The organism is Achromobacter sp. DH1f (assembly GCF_000633435.1).
Classification (GTDB): Bacteria; Pseudomonadota; Gammaproteobacteria; order Burkholderiales; family Burkholderiaceae_B; genus Achromobacter; species Achromobacter deleyi.
Genome location: NZ_AYMF01000006.1, coordinates 542,399 through 568,636 on the forward strand (window position 1 = coordinate 542,399; position 26,238 = coordinate 568,636).

25 protein-coding genes are annotated in these 26,238 nt (G+C 63.4%); 14 read left to right on the top strand and 11 right to left on the bottom strand.

The features are described 5' to 3' along the window. Nucleotides 1–284: 284 nt before the first annotated feature. A complete protein-coding gene (locus U858_RS0105300) occupies nucleotides 285–3,596 on the bottom strand; it encodes a DEAD/DEAH box helicase (protein ID WP_025136145.1) in 3,312 nt (1,103 codons plus the stop codon). Between the two features lie 214 nt (nucleotides 3,597–3,810). Further along, nucleotides 3,811–4,713, bottom strand: a complete 903-nt coding sequence (locus tag U858_RS0105305; protein WP_025136146.1) for a LysR family transcriptional regulator — start codon at nucleotides 4,711–4,713, stop codon at nucleotides 3,811–3,813. Between the two features lie 192 nt (nucleotides 4,714–4,905). On the opposite strand from U858_RS0105305, the gene U858_RS0105310 reads away from it, so the two are divergent. Beyond that, complete coding sequence (locus U858_RS0105310) at nucleotides 4,906–6,444, top strand: MFS transporter (RefSeq protein ID WP_081821541.1); 1,539 nt, start codon at nucleotides 4,906–4,908, stop codon at nucleotides 6,442–6,444. A gap of 180 nt (nucleotides 6,445–6,624) precedes the next feature. Here the strand turns inward: U858_RS0105310 and U858_RS0105315 are convergent, their stop codons facing one another. The 3 genes from U858_RS0105315 to msuE form a co-directional block, all read right to left on the bottom strand. Next, the gene (locus U858_RS0105315; RefSeq protein WP_025136148.1) at nucleotides 6,625–7,653 is read right to left on the bottom strand and encodes a methionine synthase; all 1,029 of its coding nucleotides are present in this window, start codon (nucleotides 7,651–7,653) and stop codon (nucleotides 6,625–6,627) included. Between the two features lie 28 nt (nucleotides 7,654–7,681). Beyond that, a complete protein-coding gene (locus U858_RS0105320; RefSeq protein ID WP_025136149.1) occupies nucleotides 7,682–8,665 on the bottom strand; it encodes a DUF1852 domain-containing protein in 984 nt (327 codons plus the stop codon). Between the two features lie 74 nt (nucleotides 8,666–8,739). After that, a complete protein-coding gene (msuE, locus tag U858_RS0105325; protein ID WP_025136150.1) occupies nucleotides 8,740–9,321 on the bottom strand; it encodes an FMN reductase in 582 nt (193 codons plus the stop codon). 143 nt (nucleotides 9,322–9,464) lie between these two features. On the opposite strand from msuE, the gene U858_RS0105330 reads away from it, so the two are divergent. Together U858_RS0105330 and U858_RS0105335 are read left to right on the top strand one after the other, a co-directional pair. Then, nucleotides 9,465–10,388, top strand: a complete 924-nt coding sequence (locus U858_RS0105330; protein WP_025136151.1) for a LysR family transcriptional regulator — start codon at nucleotides 9,465–9,467, stop codon at nucleotides 10,386–10,388. A gap of 62 nt (nucleotides 10,389–10,450) precedes the next feature. Next, on the top strand, nucleotides 10,451–11,338 hold the full coding sequence (locus U858_RS0105335) for a methylenetetrahydrofolate reductase (protein WP_042884341.1): 888 nt from the start codon (nucleotides 10,451–10,453) through the stop codon (nucleotides 11,336–11,338). A gap of 40 nt (nucleotides 11,339–11,378) precedes the next feature. Here U858_RS0105335 and U858_RS0105340 read toward each other — a convergent pair whose 3' ends face one another. After that, on the bottom strand, nucleotides 11,379–11,729 hold the full coding sequence (locus U858_RS0105340) for a nucleotide pyrophosphohydrolase (protein ID WP_025136152.1): 351 nt from the start codon (nucleotides 11,727–11,729) through the stop codon (nucleotides 11,379–11,381). Between the two features lie 81 nt (nucleotides 11,730–11,810). Continuing rightward, nucleotides 11,811–12,719 carry a LysR family transcriptional regulator gene (locus tag U858_RS0105345; RefSeq protein WP_025136153.1) on the bottom strand — a complete coding sequence of 303 codons (909 nt, stop codon included), beginning with the start codon at nucleotides 12,717–12,719 and terminating at the stop codon, nucleotides 11,811–11,813. Nucleotides 12,720–12,812: 93 nt separating this feature from the next. Between U858_RS0105345 and U858_RS0105350 the strand changes: the two genes are divergently transcribed. From U858_RS0105350 to U858_RS0105365, 4 genes are all read left to right on the top strand, one after another. Beyond that, nucleotides 12,813–13,589, top strand: coding sequence for an SDR family oxidoreductase (locus U858_RS0105350; protein ID WP_025136154.1), 777 nt, complete (start codon nucleotides 12,813–12,815; stop codon nucleotides 13,587–13,589). After that, nucleotides 13,582–13,992 (top strand): heme-binding protein, encoded by a 411-nt coding sequence (locus tag U858_RS0105355; RefSeq protein ID WP_025136155.1) that lies wholly within the window; start codon nucleotides 13,582–13,584, stop codon nucleotides 13,990–13,992. Before U858_RS0105350 ends, U858_RS0105355 begins: the two co-directional genes overlap by 8 nt. Nucleotides 13,993–14,150: 158 nt before the next feature. Continuing rightward, complete coding sequence (locus U858_RS0105360) at nucleotides 14,151–15,179, top strand: MerR family transcriptional regulator (RefSeq protein ID WP_025136156.1); 1,029 nt, start codon at nucleotides 14,151–14,153, stop codon at nucleotides 15,177–15,179. Between the two features lie 8 nt (nucleotides 15,180–15,187). After that, nucleotides 15,188–15,538: a VOC family protein gene (locus U858_RS0105365; protein ID WP_025136157.1), complete on the top strand. Its 351-nt coding sequence runs from the start codon at nucleotides 15,188–15,190 to the stop codon at nucleotides 15,536–15,538. Nucleotides 15,539–15,550: 12 nt separating this feature from the next. On the opposite strand, the gene U858_RS0105370 is transcribed toward U858_RS0105365, so the two are convergent. Beyond that, nucleotides 15,551–16,537: an AraC family transcriptional regulator gene (locus U858_RS0105370; protein WP_042884344.1), complete on the bottom strand. Its 987-nt coding sequence runs from the start codon at nucleotides 16,535–16,537 to the stop codon at nucleotides 15,551–15,553. A 170-nt stretch (nucleotides 16,538–16,707) separates the two neighbouring features. Between U858_RS0105370 and U858_RS0105375 the strand changes: the two genes are divergently transcribed. Then, on the top strand, nucleotides 16,708–17,559 hold the full coding sequence (locus tag U858_RS0105375) for an SDR family oxidoreductase (protein ID WP_025136159.1): 852 nt from the start codon (nucleotides 16,708–16,710) through the stop codon (nucleotides 17,557–17,559). Between the two features lie 107 nt (nucleotides 17,560–17,666). Beyond that, complete coding sequence (locus tag U858_RS0105380; protein ID WP_025136160.1) at nucleotides 17,667–18,728, top strand: hypothetical protein; 1,062 nt, start codon at nucleotides 17,667–17,669, stop codon at nucleotides 18,726–18,728. 15 nt (nucleotides 18,729–18,743) lie between these two features. Here U858_RS0105380 and U858_RS0105385 read toward each other — a convergent pair whose 3' ends face one another. Next, nucleotides 18,744–20,225 (bottom strand): FAD-dependent monooxygenase, encoded by a 1,482-nt coding sequence (locus tag U858_RS0105385; protein WP_025136161.1) that lies wholly within the window; start codon nucleotides 20,223–20,225, stop codon nucleotides 18,744–18,746. A gap of 141 nt (nucleotides 20,226–20,366) precedes the next feature. Then, complete coding sequence (locus tag U858_RS0105390) at nucleotides 20,367–21,206, bottom strand: helix-turn-helix domain-containing protein (RefSeq protein ID WP_025136162.1); 840 nt, start codon at nucleotides 21,204–21,206, stop codon at nucleotides 20,367–20,369. Between the two features lie 152 nt (nucleotides 21,207–21,358). Here U858_RS0105390 and U858_RS0105395 point away from each other — a divergent pair, with 152 nt between their 5' ends. Then, complete coding sequence (locus U858_RS0105395; RefSeq protein WP_025136163.1) at nucleotides 21,359–22,057, top strand: O-methyltransferase; 699 nt, start codon at nucleotides 21,359–21,361, stop codon at nucleotides 22,055–22,057. 57 nt (nucleotides 22,058–22,114) lie between these two features. On the opposite strand, the gene U858_RS0105400 is transcribed toward U858_RS0105395, so the two are convergent. Next, complete coding sequence (locus tag U858_RS0105400) at nucleotides 22,115–23,242, bottom strand: MBL fold metallo-hydrolase (RefSeq protein ID WP_025136164.1); 1,128 nt, start codon at nucleotides 23,240–23,242, stop codon at nucleotides 22,115–22,117. Nucleotides 23,243–23,320: 78 nt separating this feature from the next. Here U858_RS0105400 and U858_RS0105405 point away from each other — a divergent pair, with 78 nt between their 5' ends. The 4 genes from U858_RS0105405 (at nucleotide 23,321) to fliQ (ending at nucleotide 26,231) form a co-directional block, all read left to right on the top strand. Further along, on the top strand, nucleotides 23,321–23,974 hold the full coding sequence (locus U858_RS0105405) for a TetR/AcrR family transcriptional regulator (RefSeq protein WP_025136165.1): 654 nt from the start codon (nucleotides 23,321–23,323) through the stop codon (nucleotides 23,972–23,974). A gap of 196 nt (nucleotides 23,975–24,170) precedes the next feature. After that, nucleotides 24,171–24,803 (top strand): putative 2OG-Fe(II) oxygenase, encoded by a 633-nt coding sequence (locus U858_RS0105410; RefSeq protein WP_025136166.1) that lies wholly within the window; start codon nucleotides 24,171–24,173, stop codon nucleotides 24,801–24,803. Between the two features lie 164 nt (nucleotides 24,804–24,967). Continuing rightward, complete coding sequence (locus U858_RS0105415) at nucleotides 24,968–25,975, top strand: hypothetical protein (RefSeq protein WP_025136167.1); 1,008 nt, start codon at nucleotides 24,968–24,970, stop codon at nucleotides 25,973–25,975. Further along, nucleotides 25,965–26,231, top strand: coding sequence for a flagellar biosynthesis protein FliQ (gene fliQ, locus U858_RS0105420; protein ID WP_025136168.1), 267 nt, complete (start codon nucleotides 25,965–25,967; stop codon nucleotides 26,229–26,231). The genes U858_RS0105415 and fliQ overlap by 11 nt, the downstream gene beginning before the upstream one ends. The last annotated feature ends 7 nt before the right edge of the window (nucleotides 26,232–26,238 follow it).

Sequence of the window (26,238 nt, forward strand, 5' to 3'; positions counted from 1 at the left end):
TTACCACTCCAATCCCTTTGCACCTCTACGGCTTTAGAGCAGCTAGACCGAGGGAAAATGTAGTCTGACACCATAATCGCTCCGTGGAGATATCAATCACAGGCTTCGCAGACCTTGAGCAGGCAAAGCCTGTGATCGTTCAGGCGTACGAAGGTCGGGGTTGAAGTTCGGCGACCTCAGCGGTGTAGAGTGAGCTGAGAGCATCGCGCCCGGCCTCCACAACCAACGTAGCAACCCTGATCCGTTGAGGCGCTGCAGGCGATTCCATCGACGCCACTGGGTAGCTATTGTGGAAGTGGCATCTGTTCTTGCTCGCGCTCGGTGATCGTCTGGATTGGAAGCAGATCCATGACATCACAGAACAACGCCCGGTTCTTCCAGTCGCAGCTGTCGCCGATCACGTAGAAGCGTCGCTTGGCTCGCGTCGCAGCCACGTTCAGGAGATTGGGTTCTGAAACGGCCCAGTTGCGGGCTCCCGATCCGGCTGTGTTGCCGCCCAGCACCAAAATCACGACCGGCGCTTCCTTGCCCTGCATCGTATGGATCGTGCCGGACACCATCTTGCTCCGAAGCATGCGCTTAAGGTTCTGTTGCACGGCTTTGAAGGGCGTGATGACTGAAATATCTTTCGCCTCCACCCCATCTTCGTGCAACAGCGCGAGCAACGTTTTCAGTGCCTGCCCTTCAGCCGGTACCCAGTTCCCTTCTGATGTCCCGCTAGCTTGTATCCATCCCGTCAACAGGCTGGCGCGCGTTTCTTTATCGGGGCGTGGCGCTAGCGTGCCATACACCATCGCGCCGTCATAAGCGATACGGTTGGCCAACTCGTACATTGGGCTGTCACAGCGGCGGTGCACAACCAGCGGTAGACCCACCCACGTTTTGCTATCGGTCGGTCCGGCCATTCGTCCCCACGGCGTGGCCTCATCGGCGAGCGTTTGCGCGGATTGTCGATTGGGAAGCCAATGAGCATCGACACGGTAGCGCGTACGCATATGTTCGAGGACGGCGTCGGATACGGTGACGATGGGCTTGAGTTGTAAAGGATCACCTACCAGCAACGCCCGCCGGGACCGCCATATCGCGCCCACCGCGGCTTGCGGGGGAGCCTGACCCGCTTCATCGACCAGAAGCCAGCCGATCTCGCTGGCTCCCAACGTGCCGAATGAGCGGGCAAACGACGCGAAGGTGCTGCTCAATACCGGAACGACCATGAACAGCGACGCCCAGGCCGATCGGATAACGTCATGCGAAAGCCCCTCGAATCGCGAGCCCGTCAACAGGCCATTGATCAGATAAAGGTTGTAGCGCATTCGGGAGGCCTCCAACTCGAAGAACGTCTGATGGAGTTTCAGTGCCTGAATGAATACGCGTGCGCGGGCCTGTCGCCAACCTTCAATGCGCCATGGCTCGGCCAGTTCGATGGCATCGCCGCGCCCGATGACACCACTGTCCAACCACGCAAGCAGATGATCGGCCTGGCAAATGTTTGCCACGTGGGTGGCGTCTCGTGTCAGGGCTTGCTCGTTGTTCTGCAATCGCTCAAGCGCGAGCCGGGCATCGGCAATCTGCTTCTCCAGGCGCTCTCTCGATGCATCGAGTTGCTTCGTGACGCGGGCGATGCGAGCGAACTCGGTCTGGGCCAGATCGCGTTGACTTGCCAGCAATTCCTGTGAGGTGTTCCAATCGCGTTGAGCCCTCCAGAGGCTGAAAAGATTTGCCCAGAAGCTCGGCTTCCGGGACTGATGCTGTCCAAGCGCATCCAGACACCGCCTTAGCGCGATGTTGGCGGGACGACTCTCGTCGGCGTCCAAGCGCGAGAGCTGATCCACTACATCAGTTTGTTGATGTTCAAGCGTTTGAATGGCTTCGGAGTTGTCGGATATCGACTTCCTGGCCTGAGCGATGGACTGAATCAGTTCGCGGATGCGACTGGCGTCGGCAGATGCGTTTTGTGCTCCGACTTTGGCCGCTTTGTAGTCGGAGACGGCCTGTTGCCACGAGGCGTGGCGTTCCTCCGACGATCGGTTCGCATTGGTTTCGGCGTTCGCGCTGAGCCACCCGAGGAAGCCCTTCGGGCCTTGCGACTTCTCGGAGGCTGCGTCGTCCTCCTGATCGTTACTACGGTCGCTGCCGTCGCCGCCATCGCTACTTTCCGCTGGGGATGAAGGGCTGGGGAATAGCCCGTCCACGATGCTGTCCGTGTCGTCGTCCGACTCAAGATCGGTATCGTCCTCGACCTTCGGGCCATGGTTCCCTGCGCTGCGGGATGGGCGCTGACCATAAAAATAGCGCTCTACGAACTTGGTACGCCGCGTCTTGCTGCCCAGTGCGCCGGAGATCAGTCCCCAGGCAGGCTTGTCAGCGACCAATTCACCCAGCTCGGCGAAATATTCGGCATCGGGCAGCCAGCTTTCGTCGATCTTGTCACGCTGCGGCAGTTCGAGCGTGACGTTTTCCACGGCGCCATTGTTGGACGAGGCGACTACGATTTCAAAGCCATACAGCGCCGGATTGAGCTTGAAACCGAACTGTTGTCTGCCGCCGTCGTTGGCGACTTCCCGGCCATTGTTCACAAATGCGTCGGAAGCACGCCGCAGTTTCGCGAGCGCATCGGCACGCCCCGTGATGATGGCTGCAATCAAGTCCCGCAGCAGCGTCGTCTTCCCGGTGCCAGGCGGGCCGTTGACGCCAAGCAGCCCTTGACCATTGGCCAGCGTGGACAGGATCGTGTTGACGGCCAGTTGTTGGGAATGCACAAGGCCAAGATGCCGCTCCGTGGGCCAGCAACTGTCGGCATAAGCGTCAGGCAGCAGTTGGCCAATAAGCGGCAATGAGGCGCGATGATCGTCCACATGCTGACGCTGCTGAGCGTCGTGCCTTCGCAGATACTGGTTCAGTGCTTCGCTTTTCACGCCCGCGCCGATGTGCGCTGCGACACCGGCAAGATCGCTGAGAAGGAAGCTGTTGAGCGGGTCGTCTTCCGATTCCGACTTGTCGAGCTTGACGGGCTGAGAGCGGAAGCGAAACCGATGCTGATTCATGTCACCGAAGAAGCTCGCCACCCCGAGAAACTGGAGAATCCATTGCGTCAATTCACGCAACGCACCGCCAGATACCTCGCCTTCGAGCATCGTCTTCGCTCGATCTCGAATCTCCTTTTGATCTTCCTCGAATCCACTGCTCCAGTCCTTTCCCGTCAGAACTTGACCAAGAAACCAAGCCTCGCTGGAAAGCACAAGACTGTCAGGTGCCATCCGGCCAGACATGGCGAACTTTGCAGCGAACAGCGCGGATTCACGGAACTGCGGCTCCCGATAACCGTGATCGGCCCCATAGATCTCTTTGAGCTTTTCCGCGACGAGTCGGCTGTCATACAGGTGGGCATAGAGCGTGTGACTCCAGGCGCGCTTCTTCGGCAATGCTTGTTTGCTGACTACGCTTTCTGCCGCCCACGGAACAATAGGGCGCTGGATGGGAGTGTCATGAATGAACGCCTCATATTGGTTGTTGCGCGTCTTCAATTTAGGCGCCGATTGCGGTTGTAGCAACTCGACTGCATGCCAATATCGGACGATGCTTTCTTGTTCCGTCAAAATTTCTCCCCCTCAATAGCCAATCTGGTCTTTACCTTTGGTTAGCAAGGCCCAATCCCTTATTCGCATCGTAGAAGCCGTATTGGTTTTTCCGGCCTGGACGTCTTACATCGCAGGGATGCGCAGACCCTAGATGATCGCATGAGGTAAGGCGCAGAAAAGCTCCACTGTTCGTCGCTGACTAAGTACGCTCCAGGAAGGTTGCGGCCGTTTTTCAACCATTTGAGTAATCCTTTGGGAACAAATGTTCAGCCATGAAGTCGACGAATGCGCGAATCCTTGGCAGAAGTTGCCGATTGGATGGCCACAATACCCAGAACGTGCTGGACGAACCGGTCCATTCGTCCAGTGCCGTCACAAGTTCCCCCCGATCGAGCGCTGACTTGACCGCGAAATCCGGCAGGTAGGCAATACCGTGGCCCTGGATGGCCATATGCCGCAGGGTCTCAAGGTGATTGCTCGTCATGCTTGCCGCGGGGCGTATATCGGCGTCCTCGTCACCGCGCCGCAGGCGCCATTTTTCCAGCAGGCCGGTGCTGGGGATGCGATGCAGCAGGCACGCGTGCCGGGCGATGTCTTCGGGCCGTTCGGGCGTGCCGTGCTGCTCAAAATAGCCTGGCGCGCCCACGCAGACAAAGCGGCTGATCCCCAGGCGCTTGCTCATCAGGCGCGAATCGCTCAAGTCGCCAGTGCGCACTACGGCATCGAAACCTTCGTCCACGACGTCCACCAGCCGGTCGCTGAAATCCAGGTCGAGTTCGATCTGCGGATAGTGGCTGGCAAAGGCCGACAACACCGGCCACATCAATCCGCTGACCAGCGGCAGGCTCACCCGAAGCCGGCCTTGCGGGCTTGCCGTCGTGCTGGCGAGTTCATTCTCGGCCGCCGTGATCTCGGAAAGGATACGTCGGCAACGGTCGAGGAACAGTGCGCCTTCCGCGGTGAGGCTCACGCTGCGGGTACTGCGCTGAAACAGGCGTACGCCTAACTTTTGCTCCAGCCGCGCCACGCCCTTGCTGACCGCCGACGCGGAGATACCCAACCGCTGTCCCGCCGCCGCGAAGCTGCGCAATTCAGCCACCTGCACAAAGATCGTCATGCCGCCGTGGCTATCCATTGCGCCCTCCAATTGATGACAATTTAGTCATGTTAATCATGATGTCTGCGCTATTTTTCCATGAATAGTTCTTTTCTATCATCAATGATTCAACAGAGCCGTCGCGGCATTGCCGCGGCAGCCATGACTCCGAGGGCGTGACCCCCTCTCAGCGCAAGCCGGGCGTGACTCGCCATCTTCAAGGGATACCTGATGAGTACCACTACCACCACCGCATTTGCGCCGGACGCGAGGGTTCACAAGATCCCGTTGATCGTGACTGGCTGCCTGACCGCTGCGGTCATTCCGTTGAGCATCGCCAGCCCCGCCGTCGCTGTACCCTCGATCAACCAGGCGCTTGGCGGCAGTGCGGTCGAGCTGACCTGGGTCATCAACGCCTACATCCTGACCTACGGCAGTGCGACACTGGCCGCAGGCAGCCTGGCCGATACCTATGGGCGCAAGCAGGTCTGGCTGTCGGGCATGTTGTTGTTCGCCTTGATAACCGCGGCGATTCCCTTCATGCCGTCCGTGTTCTGGATCGACATCCTGCGACTCATCCAGGGCCTGGGCGCGGCAGCTGCGTTTGCGGGCGCGATGGCTGCGCTGACACAGGAGTTCGACGGGCACGCCCGCACGCGCGTATTCAGCCTGATCGGTACAACTTTCGGCGCGGGAGCGGCATTCGGCCCATTCCTGGCCGGACTGCTGATTGACACCCTGGGATGGCAATGGGTGTTCTTTCTACCGGCGCTGCTCGCGCTACTGGCATCCGCACTCATTGCTGCATTTGCCCGCGAGACACGCGACCCCGACGCCACGAGACTGGACTGGCCCGGCGCCATCAGTTTCACCACCGGTCTGGCCCTGCTGACCTATGGCATTATCCTTGCCCCCGAGCGGGGCTGGGGCCATGCGTGGGTACTGGCATGCCTGGCGAGCGCCGCCATGTTGCTGGCCGCCTTTGTCGTCATCGAACGGCGCCAGGCCAAGCCCATGCTCGACCTGTCTCTGTTCGCCAATGCCCGGTTCGTCGGCGTGCAGGTGCTGGCGATTGCGCCGGCCTATGCGTACATCGTGCTGCTGGTCATGCTGCCAGCCCGATTCATCGGGGTCGAGGGCTACAGCGCACTGGTAGCCGGGAAGATGATGATTGCATTGTCCGCACCGCTGCTGGTGGTGCCCTTCATTGCCGGCTTGCTGGCGCGCTGGATCAACGTTGGCGTGCTGTCTGGCATTGGCCTGGCCATTGCGGCAGCCGGACTTGCCTGGTTGGGTTTGACGCTATCTGGCGATGCGCAAAACGCGCGTTTGCTGGCGATGCTGGTGATTGGCATCGGCATCGGCCTGCCTTGGGGGTTGATGGATGGTTTGGCCGTGAGCGTTGTTCCCAAGGAACGGGCGGGCATGGCGGCCGGCATCTTCAATGCGGTACGCCTGGCCGGCGACGGAATGGCCCTCGCCGCCGTGGGGGCCATGATGTCCGCCAACATTTTCTCTGGACTGGTAGCTACCGTGCCGAATGGCACATCAGGACAAGGGGCTAATGCCGACCTGGTCGAAGCATCGAGCCGCTTGGCGATGAGTGATCTACAGAATGCCCTGGTGCTTTTGCCGACGGCTGGACGGTCGCTGCTGTTGCAGGCATACGAAGGCGCATTCCGTTTTCAGCTTCTTGTCCTGGCGGGTGCTGCGGCAGTGACGGCGATCCTGGTGCTCGTGCTGTTGGGCAGGGTAAGGCGGAACGACTGAGCGCAAGGGAATTTGGACACTTGCGTGGCTTCCCGGGCGTCGCTGAAGAACGACACTTCGCCTGCGCCGCTGTGCAACTGGGTGGCCGAAGTCACCCCGCAAGCGGTGGTGGGTTTGGAGAACAATCAAGCTACCGCTTCAATCCCTCCACCCCCATCCCGCTTCAGTGGGCTATCAGTATCAGCCCTGCAGTTCCTTCCGAACAATCTCCGCGCCTTCGCTCAGCGCCAGCAGCTTGCCCTTCGCAATGGCCCGCGACAACGGCGCCATGCCGCAGTTCGTGCACGGATACAGCTTGTCCGCATCCACGAACTTCAACGCCTTCCTCAGCGTATTGGCCACTTCTTCCGGCGTCTCAACCTTGTCGCTGGCCACGTCGATGGCGCCGACCATGACCTTCTTGCCGCGGATCAGTTCGAGCAGATCGATCGGCACGTGCGAGTTGTGGCATTCCAGCGAGATGATGTCGATGTTGGATTGCTGCAGCTTGGGGAACGATTCTTCGTACTGGCGCCATTCCGAACCCAGGGTCTTCTTCCAGTCGGTGTTGGCCTTGATGCCGTAGCCATAGCAGATGTGCACGGCGGTTTCGCATTTCAGGCCTTCGATGGCGCGTTCCAGGGTGGCGATGCCCCAGTCATTCACTTCGTCGAAGAAGACGTTGAAGGCCGGTTCGTCGAATTGAATGATGTCGACGCCTGCGGCTTCGAGTTCGCGGGCTTCCTGGTTCAGGATCTTGGCGAATTCCCAGGCCAGCTTTTCGCGGCTCTTGTAGTGGCCGTCGTACAGCGTATCGATCATCGTCATGGGGCCGGGCAGGGCCCACTTGATGGGCTGCTTGGTCTGCTGGCGCAGGAACTTGGCGTCTTCCACGAACACCGGCTTCTGGCGGCTGACGTCGCCCACGACGGTGGGCACGCTGGCGTCGTAGCGGTCACGGATGCGGACGGTTTCGCGCTTTTCGAAATCGACGCCGCTGAGGTGTTCGATGAACGTGGTGACGAAGTGCTGACGGGTTTGCTCGCCGTCGCTGACGATGTCGATGCCGGCCTGTTGCTGTTCTTGCAAGGCCAGGCGCAGGGCGTCTTGCTTGCCCTCGACCAGTTCTTCGTCTTGCAGCTTCCAGGGCGACCAGAGCTTTTCAGGCTGGGCCAGCCAGGAGGGCTTGGGCAGGCTGCCGGCGGTGGAAGTGGGCAGAAGTTTTTTCATGATCTGTGGTCTTGTGTGTTTCGAGTGATTAGAGGGCGGCGTTGGCGGCCCAGTTTTCGAGCGTCTTGGCGTACGGCTTGATGAAGTGTTCTTCCGTGAACTTGCCTTGCTTGACGGCCAGCTGGCTGCGTTCTTCGCGGTCGTAGACGATCTGCGTCAACGAGTAGTCCTGGTTCTTCAGGCTCGGTTGATAGAGCTTGCCCGCGGCGGAATTGGCGTTGTAGATCTCGGGGCGGTAGATCTTCTGGAACGTTTCCATCGTGCTGATGATGCTGATCAGCTCAAGCGTGGTGTAGTGGCCCAGCAGGTCGCCCTGGAAGTAGAAGGCCAGCGGCGCGGCGCTGCCCGGGGGCATGAAGTAGCGGACCTGCAAGCCCATTTTTTCGAAGTACTGGTCGGTCGACGAGAATTCGTTCTGCTGGTATTCAACGCCCAGAATGGGGTGCTGGTTTTCCGTGCGCTGGTAGGTCTTGCTGCTCGAGGCGCTGATACAGATGACGGGCGGCTTGCTGAAGTTGGCCTTGTAGGCGCTGGAATTGACGAAGTGCTTGAACAGTTTGCCGTGCAGTTCGCCGAAATTGTCGGGCGTGCTGAAGGTGGCTTTGTTGTTGTTGTGCTCGGGCAGCAGCACGCTGAAGTCGTAGTCGCGCACGTACGACGAGAAGTTGTTGCCGACGATGCCTTCGATGCGTTCGTTGTTCTTCTTGTCGACGATGTTGGTCTTCAGGATCTCGATCAGCGGGAAAATGGCATCGCCGCCTTCGGCGCCCATGTTCATTTCAACGGAAATGATCTCGACTTCGACCGAATAGCGATCACCCGTGGGGTTGTCCCAATGCGCCAGGCTATTGAAGCGCTTGTCGATCATCTTCAGGGTGTTGCGCAGATTCTCCTGGCGACTCGTACCCCGGGCCAGATTGGCGAAGTTGGTCGTGATGCGCGTACTGTCAGACGGCTGATAATTTTCATCAAAATTGATGCTTTTGATGCTGAAGGTGAACGCGTTGCTCATTTTGATTGGGTGTGCCAGTTTTTAAAAAGGTCTGCAGGGCGGTAACGCTGGGTTGGGCGGTGGGGGCCAGGCTTTCAGGCCGCGACCGCTTCTTGCGCCAGGGCGGCGCGTAGATCGCGCGTCAGTTCGATGAAGGGCAATGCCCGCTGGATGGCCAGCTTGGCCCGTTCGATCAGGGCCGGGTCTTGCAGGCGGTAGTCGACGAAATCCTTGTCGGTGGCGTAGACGCCCAGCGGCAAGGTGCGCGCCTGGAAGAAGCTGAACAGCGGCCGCAGTTGATGGTCGATCATCAGGGCGTGGCGTTCGCTGCCGCCGGTGGCCGCGAGCAGGACGGGCGTGTCGACCAGGGCGTCCTGGTCGATGAAGTCGAAGAAATGCTTGAACAGGCCCGTGTAAGAGCCGCGGTAGACGGGGGTGGTCACCACCAGGATGTCCGCTTGCTCGACGAGGCTCAGTTCCCGCTCGACCGTGTCGGGCAGTTGCGAACGCCAGACCGCGCCCGCCAGTTGCGGGGCAAGCTGGCCCAGTTCGACCAGGTGCTGTTCGCAGGGGAATTCGTCAGCGATCAGGTCCAGCAGGTGCTCGGCCAGGGCCGCAGACTTGGAGGGGCGTTGCAGTCCGCCGGAAACTGCGACTAGACGGAGGGGGCGTGTCATTTTTGCTTCACTTGAAGGGATCTACGCGGCGCCGCATCTGCTTTTGTGCAGGTGCAGCAACAAGCCGGAAGCGCATGCTAGAGGAGGGGGGTGATGAAGTAAAATGGTTTTATTTCACGAATCCATGAGCGAGAATCATCTGAATGCTTGAGCGCATCCACCTCAGCATCGTCCAGCAGGTCGAAAAACAGGGGTCACTGACAGCCGCCGCGGGCGTGCTGAACCTGACCCAGTCGGCCTTGAGCCACAGCATGAAGAAGCTGGAACAGCAGCTGGGCACCGACGTCTGGCTGCGCGAAGGTCGCAGCCTGCGCCTGACGCAGGCCGGCCAATACCTGCTGGCGGTGGCCAACCGGGTGCTGCCGCAGCTGGACCTGGCCGAAGAGCGCCTGGGCCAGTTTGCGCAGGGCGAACGCGGCGCGCTGCGCATCGGCATGGAATGCCACCCGTGCTACCAGTGGCTGCTCAAGGTGGTGTCCCCCTACCTGGCGGCCTGGCCGGACGTGGATGTGGACGTCAAGCAGAAGTTCCAGTTCGGCGGGATCGGCGCGCTGTTCGGCTACGAGATCGACCTGCTGGTCACGCCCGACCCGCTGTTCAAGCCCGGCCTGACGTTCGAGCCGGTATTCGACTACGAACAGGTGCTGGTCGTGGCCAAGGGCCACCCCCTGGCGGGCGCGGCCTATGTGAAGCCCCAGCAGCTGACCCAGGAAGTGCTGATCAGCTACCCCGTGGACATCGAGCGCCTGGACATCTACAACCAGTTTCTGTTGCCGGCGGGGGTTACGCCCAGGCGGCACAAGGCCATCGAGACCACCGACATCATGGTGCAGATGGTGGCCAGCGGCCGCGGCGTGGCTGCGTTGCCGCGCTGGCTGGTCGAGGAATACGCCGCCAGGATGGACGTGGTGCCCGTGCGGCTGGGCGTGCGCGGCATCGCCAAGCAGATCTTCCTGGGCGCGCGAGAGGCCGACACGGCCATCGACTATGTGCGGGCCTTCATCGAACTGGCCCGCCATCCCGCCGCCGTGCCCGTCGCCGCCATTGCGCCGGAAGCCATTGCCTGAACCCTATCGCTGAACGCAGACCGTCCGCTGAGCCGTTCTGCGGGCCTTTCACTGATTCCCTGATGCATCCCAGTACGCCCAAGTCCCTTCGCCACATCACCGACGGCTATTCGTTGGAAGTCAGCACGAAGGACATTGCCGCGCTGACCGCCGCGGCGCCCCGGATATTGCCCGGGTCGACCATGTCCATTCCCTACCTGCCCGGCCAGGACGACCAGGCGCGACTGGCTGCCGCGCGGGCCGTGCGCGGGCTGGGCTTCGAGCCCATGCCGCATCTTTCGGCACGCCGAATCGCGTCGCTTGCCGAGCTGGATGCGTTCGTCACGCGCGCGGTGGCTGAAGCCGGGGTCGAGCGCTGCTTCGTGATCGCAGGCGACCCGTCGACCCCGGTCGGGCCGTTTGCCGACAGTGCGTCGTTGATCGAAACCGGCGTTTTCGAACGCGCGGGCATCCGGGTCGTTGGCGTAGGCGGGCATCCGGAAGGGCATCCGGTCATGAGCGCGTCCGATCGGTGGGAGGTGCTGGAACGCAAGTGCCAGATGATTGCCCGCCGCGGCATGGCGCCCTTGATCATCACGCAGTTCGGATTTGATGCCGATGTGGCGCTGGCGTGGCTGCAAACGCTGCGCGAGCGGGGCATTGACCACCCCGTGCGGGTGGGGGTGCCGGGGCCTGCGGGTATTGCGGTGCTGGCGCGCTATGCCGCGCTGTGTGGCGTCAGCGCCTGCGCGTCAATGTGGTCCAAGTACGGTATCTCGCTGGGCAAACTGTTTGGCACGGCGGGGCCGGATGTGTTTGTGGATCGCCTGACCGCCGGGCTGACGGACACCCATGGACCGGTGAGCCTGCATTTCTTTCCGTTCGGGGGAATCGGGCAGTCGGTGAAATGGATCGAGCAGTATCGGGCGCGGGCCCCGGCGCTGGATCGCGCTGGTTCGGTGGTGTCGTGATGCTAGGCGGGGCAGGGCGCCGTGATCCTGCCAGGCGCTGTCAAAGCTGATCGTATTTCGTGCTGCGGCCCTTGGCGCGGTCAGCCGGGTATTTCTGCGCGTTGACCAGAATCTTGGCCTGCGCGGCTTGCACGGGATCGATGCCCAGCTCGTTGCTCAGCTGGACGAGATAAAGCAGCACGTCGGCGATCTCGCTGCCGACTTCCTCGAGTTTTTCAGGCGAGAGCGACCGGCTTTGCGCTTCGGTCATCCACTGGAAGTGTTCGAGCAATTCGCCCGCTTCCACGATCAGGGCAGACGCCAGATTCTTGGGCGAATGGAATTGCTCCCAATCGCGATCCTGGGCGAATTCGCGTTGTTGTTGGCTAAGGTGTTGCAGCGTATCGGTCATGAATGAATTCTCGGCGGCGTAATACGGTGGGCGGATGGATGGTTTTATCAGAGGTGGCGTAAGCGCGTAAACGGACGCCCCTCACACAGCCTCCCGCAACATCTCAATCAACGCCCGCAACCCACCCGACACATGCCGGTGCCCCGAGTAATACAGACACAGCCCGGGATATGCCGGGCACCAATCCTCCAGCACCCGTTCCAGCCTGCCGTCCTCCAGCGCCTGCACCGCAAGATGGTCCGGCACGAAGGCAATGCCGATGCCATCCACTGCCGCGTCCACCATCAGCGGCTGGTCGGTCAGCGTCAGCGGCCCGTTCACGTTGATGCTTTCTTGCACCCCATGCCGCGCGAACTCCCAGCGGTACAGGCCCCCGCTGTCAAAGCGAAACCGGATGCAGTCATGCTGATGCAGATCCTGCGGCGCCGTGGGCCGGCCTCGCGCGGCGAGGTACGCCGGGGAGGCCACGGCCGCGAAGCGTACCGGGTCGCCGACTCGCACCGAGATCATGTCCTGCGGCACGGCCTCGGCCAGCCGGATGCCGGCGTCGAAGCCTTCGCCCACCACGTCGCTCAGCCTGCCGTCGCACACGATATCCAGATGCACCTGCGGGTACGTGCGCAGGAAACGCGCCAGCAGCGGTCTGAGAACCAACCGCACCGCGCCTTCGCTGGCGTTGATGCGTACCGTGCCGCTGGGCGTCTCGCGCAGGTCGTCGATTTCCTGCAGGGCGTCGCTGAGCGATGACAGGGTCGGGCGCAGCCGCGCCGCCAGCCGCTCGCCGGCGTCGGTCAACGACATGCTGCGGGTGGTGCGGTTGAGCAGCCGCACGCCCAGGCGTTGTTCCAGCGTCTTGATCGAATGGCTGACCGCGGATGCCGTGATGTCGACTTCCTTGGCCGCCGCACGAAAGTTGCGGTGGGCGGCGACGGCCAGGAAGACGTTCAGGGCCAGCAGGTCGCAGCCTTTGAATTGGTGAATGAGATTCATCGAGTCGCCAAGCATTGATGTGATTGTTTTGATAGTAGCGGCTTCCTACACTGGCTGGCAGGAATTCACACCAGCACGTAAGGAATGCAGACCATGTCGCAAAAGATCTTGATTACAGGCGCCAGCTCGGGTTTTGGCCGGGGCGCGGCGATTGAATTGGCGCGTCAGGGCCACCAGGTCGTGGCCACCGCCGAAACCTGGCCGCAGGTGCGCAGCCTGCGGGCAGATGCCGCCGAGGCGGGCGTGGCCATGGAGGTCATCAAGCTCAACCTGCTGGACAGCATCGACATCGCGCACGCCGGCCGCTTTGATCCCGACGTGCTGGTGCTGAACGCGGGGGTGATGGAAGGGGGCTCGATTGCGGATATCCCGATGCAGCGGGTCCGTGAATCGTTCGACATCAACGTGTTCGGGCATTTGCAGCTGGTGCAGGCCATCGTGCCCAAGATGGTGGCGCGCCGGTCGGGCAAGGTGGTGTGGACGTCGTCGATGGGCGGCATTCTGGTGGTGCCGTTTCTGGGCATCTACTGCGCGACGAAGCACGCGATCGAAGCGATTGCCGGATCGATGAAGGCCGAGTTGGAACCCCATGGCGTGAAGGTCGCCACCGTGAACCCCGGCGTCTTTGGCACGGGTTTCAACGACACGGGCGCAGAGAGCTTCGTGCAGTGGTACGACGCCGACAAGGCGGTGGTGCCGATGCCGGACTTCAGCGCAAGCCTGCTGAACCAGGCCGATCCGCAGGAAATGATCGACGCGATGGTCGAGATCATTCCTGCCGAGAAACACCTGTACCGCACGATGCGGCCGCTTGCGACGATCGATGTGGCCAAACAGTGGCAGGCGACGGAGTGGTCGCAGAATGCCTGACATCGCCATTGATCACGCGCATCGCCTGGTGGCCCGGGGCCGCCAGGCTGCCGAGCAGGCCGGCGTGAAGGCGGTGTTCGTGGTGCTGGACCACGGCGCTAACCTGGTCACGTTTACGCGCATGGATGACGCGTGGCTGGCGTCGAACGAACTGGCGCTGGCCAAGGCGCGGGCATCGGTGATGTTCCGGATGCCGAGCGAGGCGTTGAATGCGCCGTTGCAGGTGGGCGTGCCGGCGCCGCACTTTGATCATGTGCACGCAGGGGGCCTGTTGCTGATGGGCGGGGGGATGCCGTTGTTTGACGCGCAAGGGGCGTTGCTGGGGGCGCTGGGAGTGTCTGGCGGGACGCCGGAGCAGGACGCGGCGATTGCGCGGGCAGCCATCGATGTCTCGGCAACGTAGCATCCCTCAGGAAAACTCATCCAACCCCCGCCTGTGCGCGTGGGCATCTTTCACGTTTATGCTTGCCACAAGGGGGCACAAGTCGCCTATCGACTGTTGACCCGACCCCTGGGGCCACCCTCACGCTAGCGGCTCTTGGTCAACATAAAGGGTGATGTATGCGTGCTTCTCAATCGTGCATGAGTGCTTCCGAGGCCGCCAGGCGGCTTGGCGTGTCGGTCAAGGCGTTGCGGCTGTATGAGCGCCAGGGCTTGGTCAACCCGGGCCGCAGCGAGGCGGGGTACCGAATGTACGCTGCCGCAGACATGGCGCGTGCGGCGAAGGTGGCGGCGTTGCGCGGGTTGGGGCTTAGCCTGGCGCAGGTGGCCGGGGTGCTGGATGGCGATCCGGCCAGTCTGCAAGCGGCGTTGGCGGCGCACGATGCGGCGCTGGCCGGCGACATCCAGGCGCTGGCGGGTAAATTGGACAAGGTGCGGAGCATTCAGGCGGACCTGGCACAGGGTCAGATGCCATCGGGCGCGGCGCTGGCCGGCTTGCTGGGTCGGCCGACAGACATTCGTGCGGCGTTTGCGCTGCCCTGGCCGTGGGGCGGCGAATGGTTCGAACTGCGGGACGTCCGGCCCTTGAATTACCTGATCGGCTCGTTGGGTAGCGGCAAGACCCGGTTGGCGCAGCGCCTGGCCCAGGCCTTGCCCAATGCCGCTTTCCTGGGGGTGGATCGCCTGGACGACGGATGCGCTGCCGCCAAGGCGCAACTGGCGGCCGATGCCGCGCTGCAGGCACGCGTCGAAGAGGCACTGACGTGGCTGGTCGGCGAGGGGGCGACGCGATCCGACGCCCTGGTGGCGTTGCTGGCCAGCCTGCTGGCCGACGGGCCCGACGTGTGGGTGGTGGATATGGTGGAGCAAGGTCTGGACCACGCCACGCAGCAAGCCCTGATGTCGCATCTGCGACATCGCGCCCGGCATGCGGGACCGCCGCTCTTTTTGATGACACGCTCTACGGCTATTCTTGATCTTGCTGCGGTCGGCCCGGACGAGGCGATTCTGCTTTGCCCGGCCAATCACAGTCCGCCGCGCCGCGTCGCGCCCTATCCTGGCGCGCCGGGCTACGAGGCGGTGGCGATGTGCCTGGCATCGCCCGAGGTGCGGGAACGCATCGCGCGACACTCACCAGACCATCCCTAGGACGCCCCATGCAAGTCAAGCGCATCATCGCCAATATCCCCGCCGCCGACCCGGCCGTGGTGGACCGGTTCTACCGGGAAATCCTGGGTTTGGATCTGGCCATGGACCATGGCTGGATCCGCACCTACGCGGGGTCGGCCAAGATGACGGTGCAGCTCAGTGTCGGCAGCCAGGGCGGCGCGGATACGCCGCTGCCGGCGCTGTCGATCGAGGTGGATGACCTGGCCGAGGCGCTGCGCCGGGTCGAGGCGGCCGGTGTTGCCGTGGAGTATGGCCCGGTCAGCGAACCCTGGGGCGTGCGCCGGTTCTACGTCAGAGATCCGGTGGGGACGTTGGTCAATATTCTGCAGCACGAATAGCGCGCGCTGCGATCAATGCGTTGATGCCACGGCCTCCAGTTGCGCCGCCGGCAACAGCGCGAACGCGAATTTCATTTCCCGCGCTTCTTCCCCCGGGCTGCGCCCGAATTGCCGCTTGAATTCCCGGTTGAACTGCGATGCGCTTTCGTAGCCGACACGGGCGGACGCGGCGGCGGCGGTGAGGTTGTCGCGAATCATCAGCAGCCGCGCCTGGTGCAGCCGCACGGACTTGATGTACTGGATGGGCGAGGTGCGCGCGATGGCCTTGAAGTGCGCGTGGAAGGCGGGCACGCTCAGGCCGGCTTCGCGTGCCAACAGGCTGACGTCCAGGGGCCGCGCGTAGTCGTTGTGGATGCTCTGCAAGACACGCGAGATACGGCCGAAGTTGCCCTGGCTGGCCAGGGCGGCGCGGATGGCGCCGCCTTGTTCGCCTTGCAGCACCCGAAAGCACAGCTCGCGCACGATGCCGGGCGCCAGTACCCGGGCTTCGATGGGCGAAGACAGGGCGCGCAAGAGGCGCAGCGTCGTGTCGGCCAAGGTGGCGTCCAGCGGGGTCGAGACGATGCCTTCGGGCGCGGCATTGCCTGGCGTTCTTGAGCCAGGCGCCGGCCGCGGCGCGTCGTGCGCTTGCCGCGCGAGGTCGTCGCCATCCACTTCGATCGCCAGGTCTGCCACCGTCGTCATGTCCAGGCGCACGGACACCGCCAGCAGCGGTTCGTCGGTGGTGGCGTCGGTTTCGGTGGAAAACGGCAGCGGCACGGACAGCACCAGGTAGTGCTGCGCGTCGTAGTGGTAGACCCGGTCGGCCAGATAGCCCCGCTTGGACCCCTGGCAGACGATGACGATGCTGGGCTCGTACAGCACGGGGGTGCGGCCGACGGGCCGGTTGGCACGCATGAAGCGCACGCCGTCCAGGCGCGACCGGGTGTAGCCCTCTTGGGGGGCCAACTGGGCGAGCAGGGCGGTCATCTGGTGCTGGGCGGCGGTGGCAGTGGCCATCGTGTGAATCTCCGGCTAAGAGTCTTAGGCATGATTCTGCCCGGTATTGGGCAAGAGTGGGGGCTTGAGTTTAGGAATAGGCAATCATCCGATAGCTGTGTGCCTATTCGGCCCAGGCGGGCGCGCCTAGCATCTGTTCCTGCAATCCCTCACCTCAGGAGCACGGCAACATGCAAAATCATCAAGGCAATAAAGTGTGGTTCATTACCGGCGGCGCCCGCGGCATCGGGCTGTCGCTGGCTCGCCAGCTGCTGGCGCGCGGCGACAAGGTCGCGGCGACGTCGCGCACGCGGGACAGCCTGCACAAGGCGCTGGGCAACGACACCGCGAATCTGCTCGCGCTGGAGGTCGACCTGGTGTCCGAAGCCAGCGTCCAGGCCGCCATCGAACAGACCATGGCCACGTTTGGCCGCATCGACGTGGTGGTCAACAACGCGGGCTACGGCCAGCAGGGCGCGGTGGAAGCGCTGACGGACGACGAAGTGCGCCGCAATTTCGAGGTCAACGTGTTCGCGCCGCTGCACGTGCTGCGTCACAGCTTGCCGCATCTGCGCCAGCAACGCAGCGGGCATATCTTCAACGTGGCGTCCATCGCCGGTTTCATGGGCGGTTATGCGGGTTGGGGCAGCTACGTGGCGACCAAGTTCGCGCTGGCGGGGCTGACCGAGACGTTGGCGGCCGAGGCAGCCGACCTGGGCATCAAGGCCACGGTGGTGTATCCGGGGCCGGTGCGCACGGAATTCCTGACCAATAACAGCCTGGTGATCGCCCAGCGTTCGATTGCGGATTACACCGCGGCGCAAGCCTCGCTGGATCTGCATCAGGGTTTGGACGGCAAGCAGGACGGGGACCCGGAAAAGGTGGCGTTGCTGATTCAGCAGGCCGCGTCGGTGGCCGAACCGCCGGTGCATCTGTTCGTGGGCAAGGTCGCCAATGGCTATGCCGACGAGAAGCAGGCCGCGGCGCGCCGGGACATCGACGCCTGGCGAGGCGCGTCCGAGGCGACGGACTTTTCGAACTGACGGCGTGCTGCGGGCCGGTGTTGCACCGGCCCGCCTGGCCTTCGGGTATCGTCTACGGCTGCGACGGTCGGGCAACGGGCGCGCATCGATGATGAAAGGCGATAGGCATGTCTGGTTTTCATTCCGTTTTCAAGCTGGGCGCGCGGTTGGCGCAGGGGGCGTTGCTGGCGGCCTTGCCAGCTGTCCACGCGGCCCAGGCTGGCCCCTACACCCATGCCAACGACATTCCGGCGCGTCAGCAGTGGACGGCGAACTACGGCTATTGCGGCGAAGTCGGGCTGATCAGCGCGGGGCTGTATTACGGGCAGTATGTGTCCCAGTACGACGCCCGTGCGCTAGCCAGCCGCAACCGCGACCAGGCCGCGCAGGGCAGCCAATTGCTGTTGGGTGTCAATGACACTGCCGCGGCCGCGCGCATGCATTTGCAGGCCGTGCCGTGGAAGGGCGGCCCCGGGGCGGATACGAATGCCTTCCTGGCGTGGGTCAAGACCCACGTGGCGTCCGGCCATCCCGTCCTGATCGGCGTGTATGAAAACCTGCGCCTGTTCGAGGATACGGACGACGACGACGCGGGCGATGCGCAGTATGACCATATCGTGTCGGTGACCGGCGTGTCGTCGACGCGGCCTGTGACGATACCGGCGGCCTATGCCGCCGATGATGTGTTGACGTTCAGCGACCACGGCCTGTGGTCGCCGGACGGCAAGCCGGATTATCGGTACCGCTATGCCTTCGGGGCGTTTCAGGCGACGCGCCAGGAAGCGAATGCGCAAGACCGCGCGGTCTATTCCTTGCCGCGCGGTGCCGGCAATCATGGCCTGGCCATCACGGGGATCATCGACCGCGATGGGCAGGCGTTGCCGGTGCGCGTGGCCACGAGCGCCAACGACGAGCAACCCGCAATGCCGGAAGGCGGGAGTGCCCGGCCCGCGTCCATGCCGCTGACCCTGACGGTGACGGTGTCCGGCCTGAAGCCCGGCGTGCCCTACACCCTGTACCGTTACGACAGCTTCCAGGCGGTGCCGGATGCGGCCTTCAACGGCAATGCGTCCAAAGCCAGCAAGCAGTGGAAGCTGCAGGGCGATGGCGGGTCCACGTACACCTTGCAGGAATCGATTCGGTCCGACCAGGTGGCGGTGTATCGCGCCGTGCCGGACTCGGCACCCTGAGGCGCGCGGGCGTCGTCAAAGGTCCACGATGCCGTCGGGGCGGATCGTCAGCGCAGCGTCATCCGCCAGTCCGGTCAGCGACTGCCAGGTGACGCCATCGTCGGTGAATCGGAAATCCGACCCCACCCGGTAGCTGGTCCCGGCAGCCGGCCGGGGTGCCTGGGCGCCGCCCAAGGTCACATAGCCTTCACCGAATAGATCCAGCGTCGAACGGCGCTGCCCCAGATGTTCTATCCAGGCGTGCGGAAAGCGCGTGCCGGGTTGCGCACGCAGGGCGGGCACCGTGTCGTCGGCGCCGTAGCGGGTGCGCATCTGCAGTTCGCCATAGTCGACCAGCCGGTCAAAGAAACCGGCGTTGCCGTCCGTGCGAATCTGGAAGCGGGCGTCGAAGTCGGTGCGCAGCCAGGCCTGCTCGCCGTTGCGGCGGGCAACGGGGCGGCGTTCGCGCTCGTAGGTGTCGAGCACGGCGGGGGTGGCAAGGCCTTGCAGGACATGGGCGATCTTCCAGGCCAGGTTGTGCGCGTCGGCGATGCCGGTGTTGGCGTTGAAGCCGCCCCAGGGCGGCATGAGATGCGCGGCGTCGCCCATCAGGAAGACGCGTTGGTCGCGGTAGCGGTCGGCCACGCGGACGCGCGTGTTCCACGGCGACCGGTGCAGCAGGGTCACGGGGATATCGGCGCCGATGGCGGCCTGCACCAGGCGGGTCAGATGGTCGTCCGACCATTGCTCGGGCTGCTGCGTGGCGGGGTCGTAGGCCAGGTGAAACGACCAGCGGGTGGCGTTGTTCATCGCCAGGAACAATCCGCTGACCGCGTCGTTGTGCACCTCGCATTGGCTGAAGGTGCGGTCGGCGACCTGGCGGGTCAGGTCGGCTTCGAAGAACACGTTCAGGTAGTGGCGGTTGGCGTCAATGCCCTGGCGTTCGATGCCCAGGCGCCGCCGGATGTCGCTGCGGCCGCCGTCCGCGGCGAACAGGTAGTCGGCATGCAGGGTGTGTTCCGTGTGGCTCGCGATATCGCGGACCGTTGCGATGACGCCGTCTGCCTGGTGTTCGAAACGCAGCAATTCCCAGCCGAAGCGCACGTCGCCCTCACGCGCTTGCAGGGCCTGGCGCAGCACAGGTTCGACCAGCGTCTGCGGGCAGGCGGTCAGTTCGCATGGCGACGGATCGGCCAGGGCGTGCAGCTTGGCGATGTCTGCCAGCGGCAGCGATTCGGCTTCCAGCATTGACCGGCCGCGCCGTGCGCCGCCGAATTTGCCTTGCTTCCAGGCCGTCTTGGCGACGGCTTCGATGGCGTCCTGCAGGCCGACCGAGCGATAGAGCTCGAGCGTCCTGGCCGAAAAGCCGCGGGCGCGCGGCAGCGGCGAACCCGCCTGGCTGCGTTCGACCAGGATGAAAGGGACGCGATGGCGTTGCAGGAACAGGGCGGCGGACAAGCCGACGATGCCGCCGCCGACGATCAGGACCGGAACCGTATCAATGTGTTGTGGTGTCATGCCGATGGCTCTCAAGCGGGCGTTGGCCCGATGAGCGGCACTATAATTTATCAATGATAAATTTTCAACAACGCAGGGTTGCGGCGGGGCTATCCCGTCATGGCGGCATCCTGTCCCTATCTCTGGATCGCGACGTTTCTCTCATTCCCGTCGCTCGGCCATATAGCGCCCTGGCGACGTTCCCAGCGCCTTGCGGAACATGGTGACGAAGCTGCCCGCGCTTTCGTAACCCAGGTCATTGGCCACGCGCTGGACTGACGCGCCGCTGCCCAGCCATCTCACCGCCAGCATCAGGTGCAACTGCTGGCGCCAGCGGCCAAAGCTCATGCCGGTTTCCTGCGTGAGCAGGCGGGCCAGGGTGCGTTCGCTCAGCCCGACGCGCCGGCCCCAGGTCTGCAGGGTGCCGCGGTCGGCGGGATCGTCCAGGATCAGGTCGACGATCTTGCGCAGCCGGGCATCGGCGGGCATGGGCAGGTGCAGGGTGCCGATGGGGGCAATCGCGATTTCATCGAGCAGCAGCGTGGCCAGGTGCGCTTCGATGCCGTCGTCGGGATACAGCATGGGCAGGTTGGCGGACCGGATCATCAGCTCGCGCAGCAGCGGCGTGGTGACCAGCGCGCAGGCGTGTTGCGGCAGTGCTGCGGCGGCGTCGGGGGCGATGAAGACCACGTAGCATTCGATGGTGCCGGCGCCGCTGAACTTGTGCGGCATGCCGCCAGGCACCCAGATGGCGCCCTGCGGCGGCACCAGCCAGAAGCCGCCTTCGACCTCGCAGGTCAGCACGCCGCGCAGCGCCAGCAGCAGTTCGCCCTTGTGGTGCTGGTGGAAATCCACGGTGTGGCGATGGCGTTGCAGGCGCGGATCATCATCATCCATGGCGTCCATGACGATGCCGGCGGCGCCGTAGGTGACGACGGGGCGGGGGACCAGGTCCGGATCCGTCCAGTCGTCGGCGGACGAGCGATCACTGAAGACAGGCATGAGGGGCAGCCAGGAAAAGGGCGCGGCGTGATTTGGCAGGAATTCCAACTATTTTGGCTAACTTTCCCAATGCCGCCAAATAGCGCGCTCTCTACCATGCCTGGACACGGCGCGCGGAATGTCCCGCCGCCGTGTTTTTCAGTGGTGAGGCTATGGATTCATTGAGCACGGGGCGCGTCGCCCAAACCCTGCAACGACTGTTCCAGGAAGCGGAAGCAGCGGATCGGCCGTTGATGGCGCAGTTCGACGGCGCCGATCTGTCGGAACAAGTGATGACCGATATGGTCGCCCATCACTTCGAGGAAGAACGCCGCGATATCCGCGGGTTCTATCGCGGCTACGCCGATAACTTCCTGAACGTCGCGCCGGAATACGGCCGCTTTCTTTACCAATGCGCGCAGGCCCGCCGGGCGACGCGCATCGTCGAGTTCGGCACGTCGATGGGTATTTCCACGATCCACCTGGCCGCGGCGTTGCGCGACATGGGCGGCGGCCAGGTGATCGGTTCCGAACTGGAGCCTGGCAAGGCGCTGCGCGCGCGCGCCAACCTGGACGCGGCGGGGCTGGCAGATCTAGTGGACGTGCGGGTAGGCGATGCGCGCGAGACGCTGGCCGACATCGAGGGCGAGATCGACCTGGTGCTGCTGGACGGCGCGTTCAGCCTGTACTTGCCGATCCTGAAGCTGCTTGAGCCGCGCCTGAAGACCGGCGCGCTCATCCTGGCCGAAAACGCGTTTGACCACGACAACGAGTATCTGGCCTACGTGCGCGACCCGGCCAACGGGTATGTGTCGCAGCCGATTCCGATCAGCCCGGGCCGAGGCAATGAGTTCACGGTGGTGACGCGGTGACGTAGCCCGGCGCCGGAATGGCAAGCCGGGCGGGTTTCACATCAATTGGGTTGCACTTCAATCGGGTTGCGCGGCGCCGATGGCGCCGCGCGCGCCGGCATCCTTGGACACCAGCTTGCGCCACCACGGCGATCCCGCTTGCGGGGCGGCGATATCCAGGCGCTCGCCCATTTCCGGCGTGGTCAGCGCCACGCCTTGCGCCGCGGCCAGGGCCGTGATGCGTTCGAAGGGTTCCTGCCAGGCATGCATGGCCAGGTCGAAGGTGCCATTGTGTATCGGCAGCAGCACGCGGCCGCGCAAGTCCAGGTGGGCCTGCAGGGTTTCTTCAGGCTGCATGTGCACGAAGGCCCAGCGCTTGTCGTAGGCGCCGGTTTCCATCAGCGTCAGATCGAAGGGGCCATAGGCATCGCCGATGGCCTTGAAGCCGTTGAAGTAGCCCGAGTCGCCGCTGAAGAACACGCGCAGGTCGTCATCCTGGATGACCCACGACGCCCACAGGCTGCGGTCGCTGTCGGTCAGGCCGCGGCCCGAGAAATGCTGGGCCGGGGTGGCGGTCAGGCGCAGGTCGTCGACCACGGTGGATTGCCACCAGTCCAGCTGTTCGACCTGCTTGGGGTCGATGCCCCAGGCGATCAGCTGGTCGCCCACGCCCAGGGGCGTGATGAAGCGCCCGGTCTTGCCGGCCAGTTGCAGGACGGCGGCATGGTCGAGATGGTCGTAGTGGTTGTGCGACAGGATCACGCCGGCCAGCGGGGGCAGGTCGTCCAGGCTGATGGGCGGCGCATGAAAGCGCGCTGGCCCGGCCCATTGCACCGGCGATGCCCGCTCGGAAAACACCGGGTCGGTGATCCAGTAACGGCCACGCAGTTTCAGGAGGATGGTGGAATGCCCCAGCCGGTACAGGCTGCGGTCGGGGGCGGCATCCAGGTCGGCGCGGGTCAGGGCGCGCACCGGCACCGGCTGGTCGGGCACCGTGCCGGTGGGCTTGTCGAACAGGAAGGCCCACGTCAGTTTCAGGCCGTTCCACCAGCCCATGGGCGGGCGCGGCGACGGGTTGGTGAAGCGGCCGTCACGGTGCTGGGGGGAATCGGGGTAGCTGGGGTTGCGGCTGCTGCACAAGGCAAGGCTGGTCAGGGCGGTCACGGCAAGAATTCCTAGCAGGAGAGCGGCGAAAGTGCGCTTCATGGATGGCGTCCAAAATTACACTGCACAGTGTAGTTTCGTTTTTCTGAAAAGTACACTGACCGGTGTAAAATCGTTCACATGCCAGCAACCCGTTCATCCCCGCCCCAGCCTGCCCGACGCCTGACCGACCGCAAACGCGAAGCCATCCTGCGCGCGGCGGTCGAGGAATTTCGCAGCGCCGGGTTCGACGCCACCAGCATGGACCGCATTGCCGCGGCGGCGGGCGTGTCCAAGCGCACGGTCTACAACCACTTTCCCAGCAAAGACGAATTGTTCGGGCTGACGCTGGAGCATCTGTGGGCAAGCAGCGCCGAAAGCGAAGACATGGCTTATCGGGCGGACCTGCCGCTGGACCAGCAACTGCGCCAGTTGCTGATGCAAAAGCTGGCGCTGCTGGGCGACGCCAGCTTCATTGACCTGGCGCGCGTGGCGATCGCCGAGGTCATTCATTCGCCCGAGCGGGCGCAGGCAATGATCTGCCGCATCGGCGAAAAGGAAACCGGCGTCACCACATGGATCCGCGCGGCCATGGCCGACGGACGGCTGGTCGAGGTGGATGTTGATTTTGCCGGGCATCAGCTGCAAGGGCTGGTGAAAAGCTTTGCGTTCTGGCCGCAGGTCACGCTGGGGCAGCCGCCGCTGGCGCCGGCCGAGCGGCAGCGGGTGGCAGATTCGGCGGTGGCGATGTTCTTGGGGTGTTATGCGCGCCAACCGGTGGGCGACAAGGCCTGAAGGGGGCTGCCAACTGGACGACTGCTAATGAGGTAACGCCGGTTTGACCGGGATAATGCAATCAGGCGCTTCGGCGCCTTTTTCATGGTCGAAAAAAATATTTGATTTAGACCCCTAAACTGATTTCGGACCGGGGGGATAACTTAGGAATGTAGCGGCGCGAAAGGCGCGCCGCGTGTGCTTGCCTGGTTTATCCATGTCCCGCGAAATCCAATGGTTGTGGCCCACTCCGATCATGCATTACAACCTGCGCGAAAGCGGCCAGGTGGATGCGGGTCTGCATGACGCATTGCAGGCGTTCTCGGAACGTAACCAGAGCCGCCTGCTGAACGACGAGAAGCGCTCGGCCACGCTGGAAACGCTTTATACCCGCTATGACACGGGCATATTCAAGCGCACGCGAAATCCCCAACTGAAAGCGATCCGCGAACTGATCCTGTCCGAATGCGACGACTATGCGGCAGAGGTCTACGGCGATCAGGTGCGGCAAGCCCGGCGTGACCATACCATGTGGTTCGTGGTGCAGCGCTCGGGCCAGGCCAAGGACGCTGTGCACGCGCATTATCACGAAGGTTCGGACCTGGCCTTCGTCTATTACCTGACCATGCCCAAGGACGGCAGCGGCCAATTGGTGCTGATGGACCCCCGCGGCACGGTAGGCCGGGGCGGCTTCGTCGTGCCGCGCCACGCGCTGGTGAACATCATCCAGCCGCGTGAAGGCGACCTGATCCTGTTCCCGCGTTACCTCATGCACTACACCACGCCCAATACCGACAATGTAACAAGGCGGGTGATTGCAGGTAGCGTCAAGTACGAAAGACCGCAGTAGATAAGGCTGAACGCAATGTTCTGCCAGGATTTTTGCGTTTGTTGACAGTTACAACATACATGTTCGGCAAATATAGGTTTCGTCTTGATATGGGTGCCCAGCGCCTTCAAGCCTCCAAGAATTCGCGCTGATACACCGCAGTCGCCGTTTGCTCCGGGTTTTACATGTACTTCCTGTTCCGTCCCATCAAGCATCTGCATCCCATCCGTGAATGGGCGCTTGCACATGGCGCGGACGCTTCATTGGACCCGTTGACGTTCGAGATGACGCTGCGCTGCGGCGGCCGCACGGTCGTGCTGTATCCGCGCTTCGTGCGCCAGCACGAAGGGCGCACGACGTATCAGCGCCCGTTCGCGGGGGATGGCGATTTTATCGGCTGGATGCCGTATCCGGTGAAGTCCTGGGGCTTGTCCACGGACAAGACGCTGTTCAAGAACTATGCGCTGGCCAACGGCCTGCGTGTCACGGCCAGCTGGACCGACGGGCCCGAACTGGTGCCGGACTACATCGTCAAGCCGGCCATCAGCTCGTTCGGCGTGGGCATACGCGGTCCGTTCGGCCCGCTGGCGCCGCCGGTGGGCGGCCTGGCGCTGGAGTCGGGCGAGTTCTGTGAACAGTTCATCCGTGGCCGCAGCGCCAAGGCCTGGTTCTGGAATGGCGAGCCGGCAGCGCTGGAAGTGCTGACGCCGCCGCAGATCATCGGCGATGGCCGGCGCACGCTGCGCGAGATCGCCACGCAACCGCGCGGCAATTTCGATCTGGTGATGGACCTGGACGCGTCCGTGCAGATCCTGGCGTGGCAGGGCTATCACCTGGATTCCGTGGTGCCAGAGGGCGTGGAAGTGATGTTGGATTTTCGTTACCTGACGCCGCACGATCGGGTCACGCTCAAGAACCGCGACGTCTGGGACGCCGTATCGACCGAGATCGCCACGCAGTTCTGTTATGCCGGCCCGCTGCTCCATCGCGGCATCGACGAGCCGCTGCGGCGCAATTCGGTGTTCACGCTGGATGCCGTGATCGACGCCGACGACCGCGTGTGGCTGCTGGAAATGAACAGCCATCCCATGATCCATCCCAACGTGTACCCGCTGATGTTGGCGTCCGTCTTCGCAGACGAGCCGGCACAGGCGGAGCCGGCGTTGGAAATCGGGAGCACGCATGCGGCCTGATCTCGCCATTCAGCTGATGAGCGACCTGTTCTGGACCGGGTTGATGATCTGCGCGCCCGTGCTGCTGCTGACGCTGGCGGTGGGCGTGGCCATCAGCATCCTGCAGGTGGTGACCCAGGTGCAGGAAATGTCCCTGACCTTCATTCCCAAGATCGTGGCGGCCGTGGTGGCCATGGTGATCTTCGGCCCCTGGATGCTGCGCACCCTGATGCAATACGCGACCACGCTGTTGCGGGACGTGCCGGGACTTCGCTGAGAGCGCC